The following is a 16,580-nucleotide window of genomic DNA, read 5'->3' as shown; positions in this document are numbered from 1 at the left end:
CCGGCCGCGGTCACGCCTGCGGCCCCGCCTCCCCCCGTGCCGTGCTCCGGGTCCCCGACGCCCCGCGGCGGGCCACGGCGCGCAGCAGCGCCGAACGCCCGCGGTCGGGGACCGTCCACAGCACCTCGCCCCGCACGCCCCACCGTTCCAGCAGGGCGTTGGCGGCCAGGAAGCCGGAGGTGGCGGCCCGCTCCATCAGCGCCACCGGCAGGTCCGTGCGCACCAGGTCGCCGGCGACGACGACGGTCGGATCCGGCGTTCGGACCGTGAGGCGGTCGCGGTACCCGCCCACCGGGAACAGCGGGCAGTCCGCCCGCCACTCGTGGCGGGCGTCGACGACGCGGGCGCCGCGCGTCTCCGGGTACACGCGGTGCAGTTGCCGGGCGAGATCCTCGGCCGCCCCGTCCGGTACGGCCGTCGCGGGCAGCGCGTAGCCGTGCAGTTCGACGACCGACCCGCCCGTGCGCGCGGCCCAGCGCGCCGCCTCGCCCTCCCAGTGGGAGAGGACGCTGACGTTGTCCAGCGGTCCGTAGCCGCTGGTGCCGAGGAAGCCGGGCCGGCCGGGTGCGACCGGCCGGTCCAGCCACAGCCGGGACACCAGGAACGGGGGCGCGGTCCGCAACCGCGCCGTCCGCTCCCGCCAGGCGGCGTCGCCCAGCCGCGGCGACCTGCCCACCAGTGCCTTCAGCCCCTCGACGTCCAGGGCGAGGACGACGGCGTCGTAGCGGTGCGCGCCGCCGGCCGCCTCGACCACGTCGTGGCCGCCGCCGGGACGGGGGTGCACCGCCTCCACGGGGGTGGCGGTGCGCACCACGGTCCCGTGGCGGATCAGGTGGCGCGCGAGCGGATCCCACAGCGCCTGCGGGAACGGTTCACGCGGAACGTCGAACAGCAGCCCCTCGCTGGAACCCAGGAAGTAGATGTGGAACATCAGCGCCATCTCCGCGGCCGACAGCTCCCGGGGATCGGCGAAGAAACTGCGGGAGAACACCTCGAACGCCAGGTGCCGCGCGGCGGCGGGGAAACGCAGGGCGTCGAGGAAGTCGTGCGCGCTGACGTGGTCGAGCCGGTCGTGGACGCGGCGGGTGCGCACGTCGAGCAGGGGCAGCGCCGCCGCCGGACGCAGGGACAGCAGGTCCCGCGGCCCGAAGGCGGAGCTGAGGGCGACGAAGCCGAGGGCGTTCCACGGAGGAGTGCGCGGAACGCGGCGGAAGCCGTCGCACAGGCCGCTGCTGTGCCGGAGCGGGTAGTCGGGCAGTCCCGTCAGCATGCCCAGCGCGGGATCCACCCGGCGCAGCAGGCTCCGCAGGTTGTAGTACTGGCGGAAGAAGGCGTGGAAGCCGCGGCTCATCGTCGCCCGCGAGCCGTCGGCCAGCGTGACCGGCCGGCCGGAGACCCGGCCGCCGAGCACCGGCTCGCGTTCGTACAGCACCACGCGTACGCCCCGCTCGGCCAGCACGGTGGCCGCCGCCAGCCCGGCGATGCCGCCGCCGGCCACCGCCACCGACGGCGGCTCCCCGCCGGCACCTCCGATCCGCTCCCGTCCCGGCGGGGGAAGGACGGCCCGCGCGCGCCGGTCCCGCCCCGGGGGACGCACACCGCCGCGCCCGCTCACCGGGCACTGTCCGGACGCTCGGGCGGGCGGTGGGCGGGGAAGGCGCGGGCGAACCCGGCGCGTCCCGGCCGGGCGGCGGGGGCGGGTGCGGTGTCGAACGCGCCGGCCGGTGCGGCGTCGCGCGGCAAGGTCATCGGTGACTCCCGAACGGGTGCGGGGCGGGGAAGGCGCTTCACGGGGTCATGGGGCGGGGAAGGAGCGGCGCGGCAGCCAGGGCAGTTCGGCCGCGGTGCGCAGCATGGGCAGGACGGGGGTGCGCACGCCGACCGCGAGGTCCTCGTACGGCCGGGTGTCCCCGTCGAGGAACCGCAGCAGGAGCGGCGCGGGTACGCGTTCGAAGAGCCGGAAGAAGAAGCCGGGGCCGTCGACGCGGCCCGTGTCCAGCGCGCGCAGGAGCACGGCGTCCATCAGCCGGGCGCGTGCCGGGTGCGGGCACGGCGGCACGGGGGTCCGGCCCGCGCGGACGGCGCGGGCGACGGCGGCCGACTGCCGCTGCACGGCGGCGAACGTGTACCCGGTGGCGGCGCGCGTCGCCCCGCCCGCGGCGCCGATCCGGAAGACCGGGCCGGCGGTCCGCCGGGGGAGGGCGGCGTCGGTCATCGGGATCACCCCCTGCTCGGTCGACAGCACCTGCGCGTCGCCGACGCCGAGGACGTGCCGCGTGTAGTGCTCCAGGGCGGCGTCGTACGCGTCGGCCGTGAGCGGGGCGGGACCGAACTCGGTGTACTCGACCAGGGCGGTGCGGCGGCTGGTGGGCAGGACGTACCCGAAGGACAGGCCGCGGGCGGGCTGCGGGGTGCGGAAGTCCATCAGGTCGACCACCTCCGGGTCGAACGCGGGCCGGCGCGTGCGCACGAACCAGCCCCGGAAGTGCTGGAGGAGACGGGTGCGGGCCGCGGGCGGGCGGGGCGGCGGGCGGGAGTCGAAGACCCAGCGGGCCCGCAGCCGGACCGGGACGCCCGCGGCGTCCGTGGCCCGCACCTCCGCCGTCCCGTCCGGCAGGACGGCCACCGTGTCGACGGCGGCCTCCACCCGGCGCACCCGCGACACCCCCGTCGGATCGCGCAGTTCGCGGTCGACCAGGGCCTCGAAGTCCTCCGAGCGGATCATCTTGTAGCGCACCGGCGCGATGTGCCGCCGGACGGCCGCCCCGCCGCGGTCCCGCACCCGCAGCCACTCCCACGACGCCGTCACGGCCGCGTCGAAACGGCCCGCGCCCGCCTCCCAGAAGCACCAGGTGCGGCGCGGCGCCCGCAGCGGGCCCTCCGGCGGGTCGACGAGGGTGACGCGGGGCGCCGGGCGGCATCCCGCGGCGGCCGCCGGCAGCCGGTGCGCCAGCGACAGGCCCGCCGCTCCGGCCCCCACGATGACGATGTCCGCCGCCGGCACGGTGCCGGACCCCCGCCGGGTGTCCGTCCCCTGCCCCGCGCCCGTCTCCGGCACGGCCGTTCTCCCTTCGTCTCGTCCGGCGCCCTTCCGGCCGGGTGTCCGGTGCCCCTTCGGCCCCGGTCTCCCCGGGTCCCGCGTTCCTCCGCTTCGCACCCCCTCCGGTCGAGGAGCCGCCGCGGACCCGCGCCGTGAGCCGGCCGGCCGCGGGGTGTCGGGCGGAGTGTCCCCCGCCGGGATGCTCGCGAACGCGCGGCGCGCGGGAGCCGACCGCGCCGGCTGCCCGCCGGACGGGTGGTCGACGCACATGATCGGGCGACGGCGGCTTCGGGCCGGACGCGGACGGGGAAGGCATGACGCCGTACCGCACGGCGACGGCACCGGGGTCGTCCGTCCACGGCGTGGTGCCCGGAGCGCGGCAGGCGCACGGTGCCGTCCGGCACCCGTCCGCCCGGCGGCGCGTCCGGGGCGTCCCGGCCGGCCGAACGCCCAGGCACCGGCGCACTGCCCGAACCGACGACGGGAGGATCCGGGATGCGGCCCAGCGGCACCGACGGCGCCTTTCGCGACGGGCGGCGGCCCCCCGCGCCGCGAGCCGTCCCGGACACCGCCGCCCGGACCCGGCCGCACCCGGACGCCCCGTCCCCGCCCCGGTGCCCCGTCCGGAGCCCCCTTCCGGGCCCCACCCCTCATCCACCTCCTCACCCGCCCCCCACCGCCCCCGACGCCTCACCGACGCCCGCCCGAGAGGACCGCCGATGACCCGGACCATGCCCGGCCCCACCGACCACGTCGTGGTGGTCGGGGCGGGACTCGCCGGGCTGTCGGCCGCCCTGCACCTGCTGGGCGCCGGGCGCCGGGTCACCGTCGTGGAGCGGGACGGGCTGCCCGGCGGCCGGGCCGGACGCCGCGATCTGGGCGGGTACCTCCTCGACACGGGCCCGACCGTGCTGACCATGCCGCACCTGGCCGACGAGGCGTTCGCGGCCGTCGGCGAGCGGCTGCGCGACCGCGTCGAGCTGCTGCCGCTGCACCCCGCCTACCGGGCCTGTTTCGCCGACGGCAGCACCCTCGACGTGCACACCGACGCGGACGTCATGGAGGCGGAGGTGGAACGCTTCGCCGGCCCTCGCGAGGCGGCCGGGTACCGGCGGCTGCGCACCTGGCTGACGCGGCTGTACGCCGTGCAGATGCGCCGCTTCGTCGACGCCGACTTCGACTCGCCGCTGGACCTGCTCGCCCCCGGCGCGGCGCGCGACCTGGCCCGGCTCGCCGCGCTCGGCGGCTTCGGCCGGCTCGACGCGCGCATCGGGCGGTTCCTGACCGACGAACGCCTCAAGCGGGTCTTCTCCTTCCAGGCCCTGTACGCCGGTGTGGCCCCGGCCCGGGCACTGGCCGCCTACGCCGTCATCGCCTACATGGACACCGTGGCGGGCGTGTACTTCCCGCGCGGCGGCATGCACGCCCTGCCGCGCGCCATGGCCGCCGCCGCCGCCGACGCCGGGGCCGACCTGCGCTTCGGCCACGAGGTCAGCCACCTGGAACGGTCCGGCGACCGGATCACGGCCGTCGTCACCGCCCACGGCCGCATCCCCTGCGACGCCGTCGTCCTCACCCCCGACCTTCCCCTCGCCCACCGGCTGCTGGGCCGCCGCCCGCGCCGCCCGCTCCCGCTGCGGCACGCGCCCTCGGCGGTCGTCCTGCACGCCGGCACCACCCGCACCTGGCCCCACCTCGCCCACCACACGCTCTCCTTCGGCGCCGCCTGGCGGCGCACGTTCGACGAGCTGACCCGGACCGGCACCCTGATGACCGACCCGTCCCTGCTGATCACCCGCCCCACGGCCGGCGACCCCGGCCTCGCCCCCGAGGGCCGCCACCTGCACTACGTCCTGGCCCCCTGTCCCAACACCGACATCGGACCGTCCCCGCAGACCTGGCACGCGCTCGCCCCCCGCTACCGCGACCGCCTCCTCGCCACCCTCGACCGCCGGGGCCTGTCCGGGATCGCCGCCGCCATCGAGGAGGAATGCCTGGTGACACCCGCCGACTGGGCCGCGCACGGACACGCCGCCGGAACGCCGTTCTCGGTGGCCCACACCTTCGCCCAGACCGGCCCGTTCCGCCCCCGCAACCTGGTGCGCGGCCTGCGCAACGCGGTCCTCGCCGGCTGCGGCACCACACCGGGCGTCGGCGTGCCCACCGTCCTGATCTCCGGCAAGCTCGCCGCCGCCCGCGTCACCGGACCCCCCTCCCGTCCTTCCCGCCGCCGGGCGGAGGCCGAGCACCGATGACCCGCCGCGAACTCGACGCCGCCGGCATCACCGACCCCGCACTGCGCGCCGCCTACGCCCGGTGCCGCCGGCTCAACGCCCGCCACGGACGCACCTACTTCCTCGCCACCCGCCTCCTGCCCCCCGGCCGCCGGCCGGCCGTGCACGCCCTGTACGGCTTCGCCCGCTTCGCGGACGACATCGTCGACGACCTCGGCACACGAGCCGATCACGCCGAGCGCGCCGCCGCCCTGGCCCGGCTCGACGCGCGGCTGCGGCAGGCCCTGACGGGCGGCGGGCCGGTGGCCGATCCCGTGGTGCGGGCCGTGGCGGACACCGCCGCCCGCTACGCCATCGACCCGGCGCACTTCACCGACTTCATGGCGTCGATGCGCAGCGACCTGACGGTCACCGCGTACGCGACCTACGACGACCTGCGCGCCTACATGCACGGCTCCGCCGCCGTCATCGGCCTGCAGATGCTGCCCGTGCTCGGCACCGTCACGCCCCGCGCCGAGGCGGCCCCGCACGCCGCGGCCCTGGGGGTGGCGTTCCAGCTGACCAACTTCCTGCGGGACGTCGGCGAGGACCTGGACCGGGGCCGCGTCTACCTCCCGGCGGACCTGCTGGCCGCGCACGGCGTGGACCGGGACCTGCTGCGGTGGAGCCGGAGCACCGGCGCCCACGACCCGCGCATCACCGCCGCGCTGCGGGCCGCCGAGCACCTGATCCGGCAGGTCTACCGCGAGGCCGCACCCGGCCTGGCGATGCTGGACCCGGTGGCGCGGCCGTGCATCCGCACCGCGTACGTCCTCTACCGGGACATCCTCGACGCCATCGCCGGGAGCGGGTACGCGGTGCTGCACCGGCGCGCGGTGGTCCCGTCCCGGCGGCGGGCGGCCGTGGCGGCCGGCGGGCTCGCGCGCGTGCTGGCCGCCCGCCTGCGGGCGGGGCCCATCCCGCCCGCCGCTCCGGCTCCGGCCGGTGCGGCGGCGCCCCGCCGGCGAGGGCCGCAGGAGACGGAACACGCGACGCACGAGACGTACGAGATGAGCGGGACGTACGAGATCCGCAGGACCCAGGGGAGCAGGGAGACCGGATGAAGCACGGGAAGAACCCCCGCCCCGGCCGTTACCCGCTGCGGCTGCGCCGGCGCCCCGTCCCCTGGGACCGCCAGGTCCCCACCTGGCGCCAGGCGCGGCCCACCGTCATCACCGGTGCCCTGAAACGGGCGCTGGCCCGTCCCTCGGGCAACTGGTACGTCGTCGGCGCCGCCGCCGGCGTACGCCCCGACCGTCCGCTGGCCCGGACCGTCGCCGGGCTGGAGGTCGTGATCTGGCGGGACGCGCGCGGACGCCTGGTGGGCGGACCCGGCGCCTGCCCCCACCTCGGGGCCCCGCTGGCCGCCAGTCCGGTGCGCTGCGGCACCCTCGTCTGCCACTGGCACGGACTCGCCCTGGACGGCACGGCCCTCGCCGGCTGGGAGCCGCTGCCCGTCCACGACGACGGGGTGCTCGTCTGGGTCCGGCTGGACGCCGCCGGCGGGGAACGGCCCACGCCCGTCCCCGTACCGGCCGTCCGGCCGCCGCTGTCGACGGCCCTCACCTCCGTCTGGCAGGGCGTGGGTGCCTGCGCGCCCGAGGACGTGATCGCCAACCGCCTCGACCCGTGGCACGGCGCCTGGTTCCACCCACACTCCTTCGCCGACCTCACCGTGGTCGGGAAACCCGGCGACGCCGACGAGGACGACCGTTTCGTCGTCGACGTGTCCTTCCGGCTGACCCGCCGCCTCGTCGTCCCCGTCCGCGCGGAGTTCACCGCGCCCGGACCCCGCACCGTGGTCATGCGCATCACCGACGGCGAGGGAACGGGCTCCGTCGTCGAGACCCATGCCACACCGCTGGAGGCGGACGGCCACGGCAGGCCCCGCACCGCGGTCGTCGAAGCGGTCCTCGCCACCTCCGGCCGGCCCGGCTTCGCCCTCGCACGCCGCCTGGCGCCGGCCCTGCGCCCCCTGATGCGCGCCGCCGCCGCCCGGCTCTGGCGCGACGACCTCGCCTACGCCGAACGCCGCCGCCACCTGCGCGCCCTCGGCCGGAACCCCGGCTGACCGGCCGGGCCCGGGCCGGCGCACCGGTTGCCGCGCCGCGGGACCCCCGCCAGACTCGCCACCAGGACGGCGCCGCCCGCGCACCGCCCGCACGCCGCACGAGGGGATCCGGAAGATGACCGAGGACACCGAGGCCACCGGGGGCACCGGGTACACAGCCGGGTGGAGGACCGCCCGGCGGCCCGGATCCGCCGGGCGGGCGGTCCATGAGCCGTCCGTCCGGCGGGGGAAGTGACGCGGGACGCGCGGGGGCGACGGCCATGCAGACGTTCCTGCCCCACCCCGGCTTCCGGGACTCGGCGCTGGTCCTGGACCGCCGCCGGCTCGGCAAGCAGCGGGTCGAGGCCCTCCAGGTCCTGCGCGGGCTGACCGTGCCGGGCTACGGCTGGCGCCGGCACCCCGCGGTGCGCATGTGGACCGGCTACGAGGAGGCGCTGGTCCGGTACGGCCTGGAAATCTGCCGGGTCTGGCGGGAACACGGCCACCAGGACAGCTGCGCCGCCTCACTCGTCGCGGGCCTGGCCGCCCGGCACCCCGGTGCGCCGGTGCGCGACCAGCGGGAGCTGGAGGCGGCCGGGGAACTGCCGCCCTGGCTCGGCGACGACGCCTTCCACCGCAGCCACCGCTCGGCGCTGGTCCGCAAGGACCCGGCCACCTACGCCGCCCTCTTCCCGGACGTGCCCGACGACCTGCCCTACGTGTGGCCGGCCTCGGACCGCGAGCGCGAGGACACCTGAGACACCGGGAACGCACCGGCCGGCGCCGGGCCCGCCCCCGCCCACCCCGCGGGCCGCATTCGCCCGGTCCGCGGTCGGCCACGGCGCGGAAGCACCGGATATGGCGGACACTTGGGACATGGACGGGGAACCGGCCGTGCTGGCGGCGGCGCGCGAGCGCCTGGGCAGCGCCCTGTTCCGCCGGGTCGCGGGCCCGGAGGGACCGGTCAACCGCGCCCGCATCCACGACACCCCCGGACCCCGGTGGTTCGGCCCGGAACGCCCCATCCGCGTCGTGCACGGCGACGCCTCGATGTTCGTCGGCGGCGTACGGGCCCTGCTGCTCCAGTCGCTGCATCCGCTGGCCATGGCCGCCGTGGCCGCGCACTCCGGCTACCGCGGCGACCCCTGGGGGCGGCTGCAGCGCACCAGCACCTTCCTCGCCGTGACGACGTACGGCACCGCCGACGACGCCCGGCGGGCGGTCGACCACGTCCGCGGCATCCACGAGCGGATACGCGGCACGACGGCCGAGGGCGTGCCGTACCACGCGGCCGACCCGCACCTGCTGAAGTGGGTCCACCTGGCCGAGACGGACAGCTTCCTGTGCGCTCACGAACGCTACGGCGCCAGCCCGCTGGACGCCGCCGGCTACGACGCCTACGTCGCCGACACGGCGCGCGTCGCGACGGCCCTGGGCGTGGTCGGCCCGCCGCTCACCCGCCGGGAACTGGCCGATCAGCTGGACGCCTGCCGGCCCGAGTTGCGGGCCACGCCGGAAGCCCGCGCCGCCGCCCGGTTCCTGCTGTTCCAGCCGCCGCTGCCGCTGCCGGCCCGCCCCTTCTACGGAGTGCTCGCCGCCGCCGCGGTCGCCACCCTGCCGCCGTGGGCGCGTGCGCTGCTCGGGCTGCCGCGTCTCCCGCTGGCCGAGGACCTCGCCGTGCGGCCGGCCGGGCAGGCGCTGATCCGGACCATCCGCTGGGCGATGCCCCCGCCGCCCGCAGCCGGGCGGGACCGAACCGGCGAGCGCCCCGCAGCCGGGGCGTCCGGTACGGGCCCGCCGGCGCCGGCGGAGTGATCGCCGGCGGGCGTGGTGCCCGCCGGGCCTTCGCCGCCCCGGTGCGACCCCCGGGCCCTCCCGGCGCGGACCGCCCCCGCCGTCCCCTTCGGGGCGCCGCTCGGCACCCCGGCCGAACGGCCGCCGTCCGGGGCCGCCCGGGTGCCTCACCGCGGGCCGGAGTGCTCCTCGGAGAAGCGGTAGAGGTCCTTCGAGGTCGTGATCAGCTCCCGCATCTCCCGGCGCGAACCGACCATCGGCTGCGAGCCGTCGAGGGGCACCTGGGCGCTCTCGGGCAGGAACCTCACCGTGATCAGGCCGATCAGCCCGGCCGCCATCAGGTAGAAGGCCGGTATCAGGTCGTTGCCGGTGGCTTCCACCAGCGCCTCGGTGACCAGCGGCGTGGTGCCGCCGAAGGCGGCGACGGCGAAGTTGAAGCCGATGCCCATGGCCGCGTACCGGACGGCGGTGGGGAACAGCGCCGGCAGGGTGGCGGCGCTCGGCGCGGCGAAACAGGCCAGCAGGGTGGACAGCACCAGCACACCGGCGACCGGCCGCCAGGTACCGCCCGACTTCAGCAGCAGGAAGGCCGGCACGGCCAGGACGATCATCGCGACGGCGGCGACCGCGTACACCGGGCGGCGGCCGACACGGTCGCTGAACCGGCCGAGGAAGGTGATCAGCAGCACGACCCACACCATGCCGATCAGCACCAGCAGGTCGGAGAAGCCGGTGGAGCGGCCCAGGGTCTCCGTCTGGTAGGTCGGCAGGAAGCCGGTGACCATGTAGTTGGTGACGTTGTAGAGCAGCACCAGGCCCGTGCAGACCAGCAGCGCACGCCAGTGCCCGCGGACGATGGTCTTGAACTCGCTGCCCGCCGACGCCTGGGCGAGGCTCTTCTCGTGTTCGTCGAGCTGCTTCTGGAAGGCCGGGGACTCCTCCAGCTTCAGCCGCATGTACAGGCCGATGATGCCGAGCGGACCGGCGATCAGGAACGGCACACGCCAGCCCCACGAGAGCATCTGAGCGTCCGTGAGCGCCAGGTTCAGCAAGGTCACCAGCGCCGAGCCGAGCGCGTAGCCGACGAAGGTGCCGAAGTCGAGCCAGCTGGAGAGGAAGCCGCGCCGGCGGTCCGGCGAGTACTCGGCGACGAAGGTGGTGGCACCGCCGTACTCGCCGCCGGTGGAGAAGCCCTGGACCATGCGGGCGAGCAGCAAAAGGACGGGGGCCGCGATGCCGAGGGTGGCGTAACCGGGGATCAGGCCGATGGCGAAGGTGCCGATCGCCATCATGATCATGGTGGTCGCGAGCACCTTCTGCCGGCCGATGCGGTCGCCGAGCGGGCCGAACACCAGGCCGCCGAGCGGACGCACCACGAACGCCGCGGCGAAGGTCGCGAACGAGGAGATCAGCTGGGCGCCCGGGGAGACGCCGGGGAAGAACACCTTGCCGATGGTGGCGGCGAGGTAGCTGTAGACGCCGAAGTCGAACCACTCCATGCAGTTTCCGAGCGCCGAGGCGCCGACCGCGCGTTTGAGCAGCGGCCGTTCGACGACTTGGACGTCCTCCTCGCGGAAGGCCCCCTTCTTCCGCCGGAGCCGACGGGTCAGCTCCTCGCGGACCTGTCGCGGCATGTCGGTGATCGTCTTCGGCGTCGTCGCCCGGCCCCGCGGGCCGGGCCGTCCGTCGACCATGGCGTCGCTCACGCTCCCGCCTTTCTCTTGCTGCACACTCTTCGCCTGCGCGAATTCAGCGCCTCGGTGATCATGCGGCGCACGTCAGGGCTGCTGCCCGGCTTCGCGCAGGCCACACACCGGTCGGTGTGTCCCGTGTGTCACCCGGACCGCGGAGCCCGGCTCGACGGCCGGTCCCCGCACCCGGCGGCACGGAGGTGAGGGGACCGGTGAAACCGAGGCGCCGGCCGCCCGGACCGGGCCGGACCGGACCGGCCTCGGAGCGGCCGGCCATGCCGACGCCGGTGAACGGGGCTTGGCGTGTGCAACGGCGAGGCGGAGGCGGCCACCGGTACGAAGCCCCGGTGACCGGCGGCGCGCTCGCGCTGCCGGACTGATCACCGGGGGCGGGGGAACCCCGGCAGGTGGGGGAGCGGAGACCGGCCTCGCGGCAAGGAGGCGCTGTCATGGTGAACCCGGTGGTGGTCGGAGTGGACGGCTCGCCCTCCAGCCTGGCCGCGGTGGAGGTCGCGGCGCGCGAGGCCGCCCTGCGCGGCGCTCAGCTGCGGCTGGTGCACGCCTTCGGCGGCCCTTCGGTGCGGGTGCCGCCCCGTGTGCGGCCGTGGAGCCCGGCCACGGCGGGGCTGCGCGAGATGGTCGACGGGACCCTGGCGGAGGCGGAGCGGCGGGCCCACGGGGCCGCACCCCGCGTGGAGGTCGCCCGGGACGTCACCGTGGGCGAGCCGGTGACGGTCCTGGAGATCGAGTCGCGCACCGCCTCGCTGGTGGTGATCGGCAGCCGGGGGCTGAGCGCCTTCGGCAGCCTGCTCCTCGGCTCGACGGGCGTGCACCTGGCCGCCCACGGCCGCTGCCCGGTACTGGTGGTGCGCGGCGGCCCGGACCCGGCGGGGCCCGTGCTGCTGGCGGCCGACGGCTCGCCCGCCGGGGAGGAGGCCGTCGCGTTCGCCTTCGCCGAGGCGTCCCTGCGCGGCGCGGACCTGCTGGCGCTGCACGTGTGGAGCACCCGCACCGAACGCGCCTACGACGGCCCCGCCGATCCGCCGTTCGTGACGTACGACGAGGACCACCTGCACGCCGAGGAGGAGCGGGTGCTCGCCGAGGCGCTCTCCGGCCACCGTGAGCGCCACCCGGAGGTCACCGTGCGCTCCCGGCTGGTCCGGGGGCGGGTGCGCGCGTCCCTGATCGACGCGAGCGGCGGGGCCCAGCTGGTCGTGGCCGGCGCGCGGGGCCGGGGCGGCTTCCGGGGCCTGCTGCTCGGCTCGGTCAGCCAGGCCCTGCTGCACCACGCCCACTGCCCCGTGGCCGTGGTGCGCGCGTCCGGAGCGACAGGCGCCGGCCGCGGGAGGTGACGCGACCGCGGCCGTTGCGGGACCCGGCGCGGGAGCGCACGTCGGTGCTGGCGCCGTCCGGCCACCCGATCGGCCGCGTCGGCGCGCGCGGCCCGGGACGGCCCGGCTAGGGTCGGTCATGAGCGAGCCGCCCACGGCGAAAGCGGGCGGACCGTGCGTTGGTGGTCCAAGGCAAGACGCTCCGCTTCCTGCGGGGAGATGCAGGTGCAAGGCCTGCCCAACGCTCCGGGAAGGACGGGCCCCGCCCCCGCGGACACGGGGGCGGGGCCCGTCCTTCCGCGTGCCGGGCGTGCCGGGCGGGGCCGCCGCAGGGCCGTCCGCCGGGCGCGGCGCGCTCCCTGCCGGTGCGCCGGCCCCGGCGCGGTCCCGGACCGCCGCCGGGGGTCAACCGCTCTGTGCGGCCCGGCCGGTCGCGTCGGTGACCTGGCCGGCGGGCGGTGCCTCGACGTCGACCTCGGTGCCGAAGTCGGAGAACTCCATCAGCGTGCTCATCTTCATCTGCCGGGGCGAGGCGCTGCCTTCGGACCGGCCGGCCGGGGCCGAGGCGGGGGCCTTGATCGTCAGGTCGATCTGCTGCCGGCGGATCCGGCCCTGCTCGTCCAGCCAGATCTGCATCGGCAGGGTGTCGCCGACCTGGCGGCGCAACGCGGCGCCCCCGGGCAGTTCGGCGACATCGACGGTGACCCGGTAGCGGGTGGTGTCGACGCCGTCGACCGTGGCCGTGCCGGTCCTGGTGACGTCCTGGTCGGTGATCGCCTTGGCGAAGGCGGCGGACTGCGCGGGATCGCCGATCGGCTGCCCCGTCGTGCCCTGCTGCCCCGCGGCCTTGCGCAGGTCCACCTTCATCCAGGGCTTGCCCTGCCCGGCCTGCTGATCGGGCAGCTTCTGGTACAGCACCTGGTCGACGACCCGCTGCTCCATGCGCTCGCCCCCCGCGGTGACGGTCAGGACGCTGTCGCCCTCCGTCAGGTCGATCACGCCCCGGCCGTCGGCCGTGACCGTCTCGCCCTCGGCTGACATCCTCACCCGCACCGCCATCCGCGCCGTCTCCGCCTCGGCCGTCCGGTCGTAGGCGGAGCGCACCTTCCGCGTGCCCTCCTCGCGCGCACCGGCACCGCCGCCGGTCCGCGTGCCCTCCTCGCGCGCGCCGACGCCGCCGCCGGGCGAGGCGTCGTCCGCGGCCCGTCCCGTGCCGCCGCCGTCGCCGCATCCGGTCAGGACGAGGCCCGCCAGGGCACCGGCCGAGGCGAGGACGCCGGCCTTCCTGCTTCCGCTACGCATGCACCACGCTCCTGTCGTGACGGTCCGGCGACGGCCCCTCCGCCGCCCGCCTCCCGGATGCCCCCGGCGCGCTCCAACACACGGAAACCGCAAAGGAAGTGACGGAGTGTCGGATTCCGATCCACCGGCGCGGTCGTGCGCGTCCCGCGCCGCCGATCCGGGTCCGCCCCCGGGCGTGCGCGCCGACGCCTGCGGGGCGATGCCCGGACCGTCCGCGGGCCGCCGGCCGACCGGTGACGGCGGGAGGCCCCGGTGACGCCGACCGGGTCCGCGTCTGCTCCGTCCGGAGTAGGGAGGGCCGCCGGTGACCGGCACGGTCCGTCATGTCGTGTAACAGTCTGGTCATGATCTGGCGACATGCTGATACGACGGACGGTCACCGACGCCCCCGCCTGCGCGGCGGCCGGGCCGTACTGGTGATCCTGACGGCCACGACGGCACTGGGCGCCACGGCCGGCGCGGCGACGGCCGCGCCGACCGTGCGCCTCGCACCGGACTGGGAGGCCATCGCCCGGTGCGAGTCCGGGGGCAACTGGAAGGCGAACACCGGCAACGGGCACTACGGCGGACTGCAGTTCTCGCGCTCCAGCTGGATCGCGGCCGGCGGACTGAAGTACGCCCCGCGGGCCGACCTGGCGACCCGCAGGGAGCAGATCGCCGTGGCCGAGCGGCTGGCCGATCTCCAGGGCATGTCGGCCTGGGCCTGCTCCTGGGCGGGCTGACCGCCGGCCGGGCGCGGCCCGGGGGACGGGGAGCGTCAGCCGGCGGTCCGGTACTCCTCCAGCCTGCGGCGCGCATGGGACAGGAAGCCCTCCAGGGCCAGTTCGAAGGCCCGGTCCGCCCGTCCCCCGCCCACCGCGTCGAGCGCCTCCGCGAGGCGCGGCGCGGCCGCGCCGTCGGCGACGTCCCACATGGCCTCGGGGGCGGCCAGGTCGAGGGCCGACCCGAGGACGACGTTCTCCAGCGCCGTGACGACCGGCATGACGTCCGGCGGGGCGAAGCCCGCCTCCAGGAGCAGTGAGACGGCCCGCTCGTACTGGTCGAGGACGCGCGGGGCGCGGACGGGGTTCGTCATCAGCAGGGGGATGGCCCGCGGGTGCGCGGCGAAGGCGGCCCGGTAGGAGCGCGCCCATGCCTCCAGGGCCGCGTCCCACGGCCGGAGGTCCAGCGCGGCGACGTCGATGGCCGCCGACACCCGTTCGCGCAGCAGCTCCACGATGCCGTCCCGGCCCTCCACATGGTGGTACAGCGAGCCCGTCTGCACCCCGAGCCGCCGAGCGATCTGCGGGACGCTGAACTCGCCTTTCTCGTCGACGAGTTCCAGCGCCGTGAGGGCAATGCGCTCCCGGTCCAGCAGAGGTGTGCGCGGCCGTCCCATGTCGTGTGCTCTTCCTGAAGGGGGCTTCCCAGCTGTCTGAAGAGGAGGTTACATTGCGGAAACCGAAAGCCTTTAGGTTTACCGGTGCCGGACACCCCCCACGCCTGCCCTCCGTCCCTCACGCAGCCAGAAGGGCTCCCCCGTGCCCGACATCAGAACCAGCCCGAGCCCCGCCGAGGGGTCCCCCGCGCCCGCCGCCCTGCGCACCGGGGCGCTCGGGACCGCCGACATCGCCTTCTTCGTCGTCTCCGCCGCCGCCCCGCTCACCGTCATGGCAGGAGTCGCCCCCCTCGCGATCCTCCTCGGCGGCGTAGGCGCCCCGGTGGGCTACCTCCTCGCCGGCGTCACCCTCGCCGTCTTCGCCGTCGGCTTCACCACCATGAGCCGCCACGTCCGCGGCGGCGGCGCCTTCTACGCGTACATCACCCGCGGCCTGGGCCCGGCCGTCGGCATGGGGGCCGCACTGCTCGCCCTCATCGGCTACAACGGCATGGAGATCGGCGTCTACGGCCTGCTCGGCAGCGCCACCCACGACACCGCCCACGCCCTGTTCGGCGCCGACCTGCCCTGGCTGCCCGTCTCGCTCGCCGGCCTGCTGCTCATCGGGTACGGCGGCTACCGCTCCATCGACTTCGGCGCGAAGGTCCTCGGAGTCCTCCTGGCCGCCGAGACCGGCATCCTCGTCCTGCTCGCCGCCGGCGTGCTCCTGAAGGGCGGCGCCCACGGACTGTCACCGGCCTCCTTCGCCCCCGGCAACGTGCTCGTACCCGGCACCGCGGCGGTCCTGGCCTTCGCCTTCGCCGCGTTCACCGGCTTCGAGTCCACCGTCATCTACCGGCGCGAGGCCCGCGATCCGGCCCGCACGGTGCCGCGCGCCACCTACGCGGCCGTCACCTTCCTCGGCCTGTTCTACGCGTTCATCGTCTGGACCGCGATCCAGGCCTTCGGCGACACCGAGGTCACGAAAGCCGCCGGCGACGACCCGGCCGGGCTGTTCTTCACCGCCATCACCACCTACGTCGGCGGCTGGGCGGCCGACCTCATGCACGTCCTGATCGTCACCAGCGTCCTGGCGTCCCTGCTCGCCTTCCACAACGCCATCAACCGCTACGGCCTCGCCCTCGCCGAGGAGGGTGTCCTGCCCAAGGCGCTGGCCCGGGTCCACCCGCGTCACGGATCGCCCTACGTCGCGGGCATCGCCCAGACCGTCCTCGGCACCGTCGTCGTCCTCGGCTTCGCGGCGGCCGGCGCCGACCCGTACGGGCAGTTGCTGCTGTGGGTCAACACCCCCGGCATGCTCGGTCTGATGGCGCTGCAACTGCTGACCGCGATCGCCGTGTTCCGGTACTTCCGGCGCGTGCCCCACCGCGAGGGCGCCCTGCGCACGGTGGTGGCGCCCGTCGCCGCGGCGGTGCTGCTCACCGCCGCCATCGCCCTGGTGGTCACCCACCTCGACCTGTTCACCGGTGCCTCGGCGGCCGTGAACACCGCGCTCGCCTCCCTCGTCCCCGCGGTCTTCGCCGCCGGGCTCGCCCTCGCCGGATGGCTGCGCCGGCACCGGCCCGCGGTCCACGACGGGTTCGCGGTCGGGACCGCGACCGGGTCCGAGCCCGAGCCCGAGTTCGAGCCCGAAGGCGGGCACGAACCGTCGGCCGTGCCCGGGGGCTGACCGCCTCACCGTTCCGGCCCGCCGTCCCGGACCCGCGCCGCCGTCCCGATCC

Annotated in this window: 14 protein-coding genes; 8 read left to right on the top strand and 6 right to left on the bottom strand. The window is 76.4% G+C overall.

From position 1 onward, the window contains the following. Nucleotides 1-10: 10 nt before the first annotated feature. From ACSU6Z_RS01240 to ACSU6Z_RS01230, 3 genes are read right to left on the bottom strand one after another with little or no spacing between them, the layout of a single operon-like run. Nucleotides 11-1,615: an FAD-dependent oxidoreductase gene (locus ACSU6Z_RS01240; RefSeq protein ID WP_437041993.1), complete on the bottom strand. Its 1,605-nt coding sequence runs from the start codon at nucleotides 1,613-1,615 to the stop codon at nucleotides 11-13. Beyond that, nucleotides 1,612-1,749: a hypothetical protein gene (locus ACSU6Z_RS01235; protein WP_437041992.1), complete on the bottom strand. Its 138-nt coding sequence runs from the start codon at nucleotides 1,747-1,749 to the stop codon at nucleotides 1,612-1,614. The genes ACSU6Z_RS01240 and ACSU6Z_RS01235 overlap by 4 nt, the downstream gene beginning before the upstream one ends. A 46-nt stretch (nucleotides 1,750-1,795) precedes the next feature. Beyond that, nucleotides 1,796-3,004, bottom strand: coding sequence for a lycopene cyclase family protein (locus ACSU6Z_RS01230; RefSeq protein ID WP_437050132.1), 1,209 nt, complete (start codon nucleotides 3,002-3,004; stop codon nucleotides 1,796-1,798). Nucleotides 3,005-3,759: 755 nt separating this feature from the next. Here ACSU6Z_RS01230 and crtI point away from each other — a divergent pair. The 5 genes from crtI (at nucleotide 3,760) to ACSU6Z_RS01205 (ending at nucleotide 9,178) form a co-directional block, all read left to right on the top strand. Continuing rightward, a complete protein-coding gene (gene crtI, locus ACSU6Z_RS01225; RefSeq protein WP_437041990.1) occupies nucleotides 3,760-5,295 on the top strand; it encodes a phytoene desaturase family protein in 1,536 nt (511 codons plus the stop codon). Next, complete coding sequence (locus tag ACSU6Z_RS01220) at nucleotides 5,292-6,377, top strand: phytoene/squalene synthase family protein (protein ID WP_437041988.1); 1,086 nt, start codon at nucleotides 5,292-5,294, stop codon at nucleotides 6,375-6,377. The genes crtI and ACSU6Z_RS01220 overlap by 4 nt, the downstream gene beginning before the upstream one ends. Next, nucleotides 6,374-7,384 carry a DUF5914 domain-containing protein gene (locus tag ACSU6Z_RS01215; RefSeq protein WP_437041986.1) on the top strand — a complete coding sequence of 337 codons (1,011 nt, stop codon included), beginning with the start codon at nucleotides 6,374-6,376 and terminating at the stop codon, nucleotides 7,382-7,384. The genes ACSU6Z_RS01220 and ACSU6Z_RS01215 overlap by 4 nt, the downstream gene beginning before the upstream one ends. A gap of 260 nt (nucleotides 7,385-7,644) precedes the next feature. Next, nucleotides 7,645-8,121 (top strand): MSMEG_6728 family protein, encoded by a 477-nt coding sequence (locus ACSU6Z_RS01210; RefSeq protein ID WP_437041985.1) that lies wholly within the window; start codon nucleotides 7,645-7,647, stop codon nucleotides 8,119-8,121. Nucleotides 8,122-8,239: 118 nt separating this feature from the next. Beyond that, a complete protein-coding gene (locus tag ACSU6Z_RS01205; protein ID WP_437041983.1) occupies nucleotides 8,240-9,178 on the top strand; it encodes an oxygenase MpaB family protein in 939 nt (312 codons plus the stop codon). A gap of 146 nt (nucleotides 9,179-9,324) precedes the next feature. On the opposite strand, the gene ACSU6Z_RS01200 is transcribed toward ACSU6Z_RS01205, so the two are convergent. Next, the gene (locus tag ACSU6Z_RS01200; protein ID WP_437050130.1) at nucleotides 9,325-10,851 is read right to left on the bottom strand and encodes an MFS transporter; all 1,527 of its coding nucleotides are present in this window, start codon (nucleotides 10,849-10,851) and stop codon (nucleotides 9,325-9,327) included. Between the two features lie 446 nt (nucleotides 10,852-11,297). On the opposite strand from ACSU6Z_RS01200, the gene ACSU6Z_RS01195 reads away from it, so the two are divergent. Beyond that, nucleotides 11,298-12,200: a universal stress protein gene (locus ACSU6Z_RS01195; RefSeq protein ID WP_437041981.1), complete on the top strand. Its 903-nt coding sequence runs from the start codon at nucleotides 11,298-11,300 to the stop codon at nucleotides 12,198-12,200. A gap of 384 nt (nucleotides 12,201-12,584) precedes the next feature. Here ACSU6Z_RS01195 and ACSU6Z_RS01190 read toward each other — a convergent pair whose 3' ends face one another. Further along, nucleotides 12,585-13,481 carry a hypothetical protein gene (locus ACSU6Z_RS01190; RefSeq protein WP_437041979.1) on the bottom strand — a complete coding sequence of 299 codons (897 nt, stop codon included), beginning with the start codon at nucleotides 13,479-13,481 and terminating at the stop codon, nucleotides 12,585-12,587. A 344-nt stretch (nucleotides 13,482-13,825) separates the two neighbouring features. On the opposite strand from ACSU6Z_RS01190, the gene ACSU6Z_RS01185 reads away from it, so the two are divergent. Then, complete coding sequence (locus tag ACSU6Z_RS01185; RefSeq protein ID WP_437041978.1) at nucleotides 13,826-14,203, top strand: transglycosylase family protein; 378 nt, start codon at nucleotides 13,826-13,828, stop codon at nucleotides 14,201-14,203. 35 nt (nucleotides 14,204-14,238) lie between these two features. Here ACSU6Z_RS01185 and ACSU6Z_RS01180 read toward each other — a convergent pair whose 3' ends face one another. Continuing rightward, complete coding sequence (locus ACSU6Z_RS01180; RefSeq protein WP_437041976.1) at nucleotides 14,239-14,859, bottom strand: TetR/AcrR family transcriptional regulator; 621 nt, start codon at nucleotides 14,857-14,859, stop codon at nucleotides 14,239-14,241. Nucleotides 14,860-15,001: 142 nt separating this feature from the next. Here ACSU6Z_RS01180 and ACSU6Z_RS01175 point away from each other — a divergent pair, with 142 nt between their 5' ends. Further along, nucleotides 15,002-16,528, top strand: coding sequence for an APC family permease (locus ACSU6Z_RS01175; RefSeq protein ID WP_437041974.1), 1,527 nt, complete (start codon nucleotides 15,002-15,004; stop codon nucleotides 16,526-16,528). The last annotated feature ends 52 nt before the right edge of the window (nucleotides 16,529-16,580 follow it).

It is taken from the genome of Streptomyces sp. enrichment culture (assembly GCF_964273145.1).
Lineage (GTDB): Bacteria > Actinomycetota > Actinomycetes > Streptomycetales > Streptomycetaceae > Streptomyces.
This window is presented reverse-complemented; position numbering and strand designations above follow the sequence as displayed.

Excerpts from the sequence above, each read along its gene's own strand:
- ACSU6Z_RS01235 (WP_437041992.1), bottom strand. The coding sequence starts at position 1,749 with ATGACCTTGCCGCGCGACGCCGCACCGGCCGGCGCGTTCGACACCGCA.
- crtI (WP_437041990.1), top strand. The coding sequence starts at position 3,760 with ATGACCCGGACCATGCCCGGCCCCACCGACCACGTCGTGGTGGTCGGG.
- ACSU6Z_RS01220 (WP_437041988.1), top strand. The coding sequence starts at position 5,292 with ATGACCCGCCGCGAACTCGACGCCGCCGGCATCACCGACCCCGCACTG.
- ACSU6Z_RS01215 (WP_437041986.1), top strand. The coding sequence starts at position 6,374 with ATGAAGCACGGGAAGAACCCCCGCCCCGGCCGTTACCCGCTGCGGCTG.
- ACSU6Z_RS01210 (WP_437041985.1), top strand. The coding sequence starts at position 7,645 with ATGCAGACGTTCCTGCCCCACCCCGGCTTCCGGGACTCGGCGCTGGTC.
- ACSU6Z_RS01205 (WP_437041983.1), top strand. The coding sequence starts at position 8,240 with ATGGACGGGGAACCGGCCGTGCTGGCGGCGGCGCGCGAGCGCCTGGGC.
- ACSU6Z_RS01200 (WP_437050130.1), bottom strand. The coding sequence starts at position 10,851 with ATGGTCGACGGACGGCCCGGCCCGCGGGGCCGGGCGACGACGCCGAAG.
- ACSU6Z_RS01195 (WP_437041981.1), top strand. The coding sequence starts at position 11,298 with ATGGTGAACCCGGTGGTGGTCGGAGTGGACGGCTCGCCCTCCAGCCTG.
- ACSU6Z_RS01190 (WP_437041979.1), bottom strand. The coding sequence starts at position 13,481 with ATGCGTAGCGGAAGCAGGAAGGCCGGCGTCCTCGCCTCGGCCGGTGCC.
- ACSU6Z_RS01185 (WP_437041978.1), top strand. The coding sequence starts at position 13,826 with ATGATCTGGCGACATGCTGATACGACGGACGGTCACCGACGCCCCCGC.
- ACSU6Z_RS01180 (WP_437041976.1), bottom strand. The coding sequence starts at position 14,859 with ATGGGACGGCCGCGCACACCTCTGCTGGACCGGGAGCGCATTGCCCTC.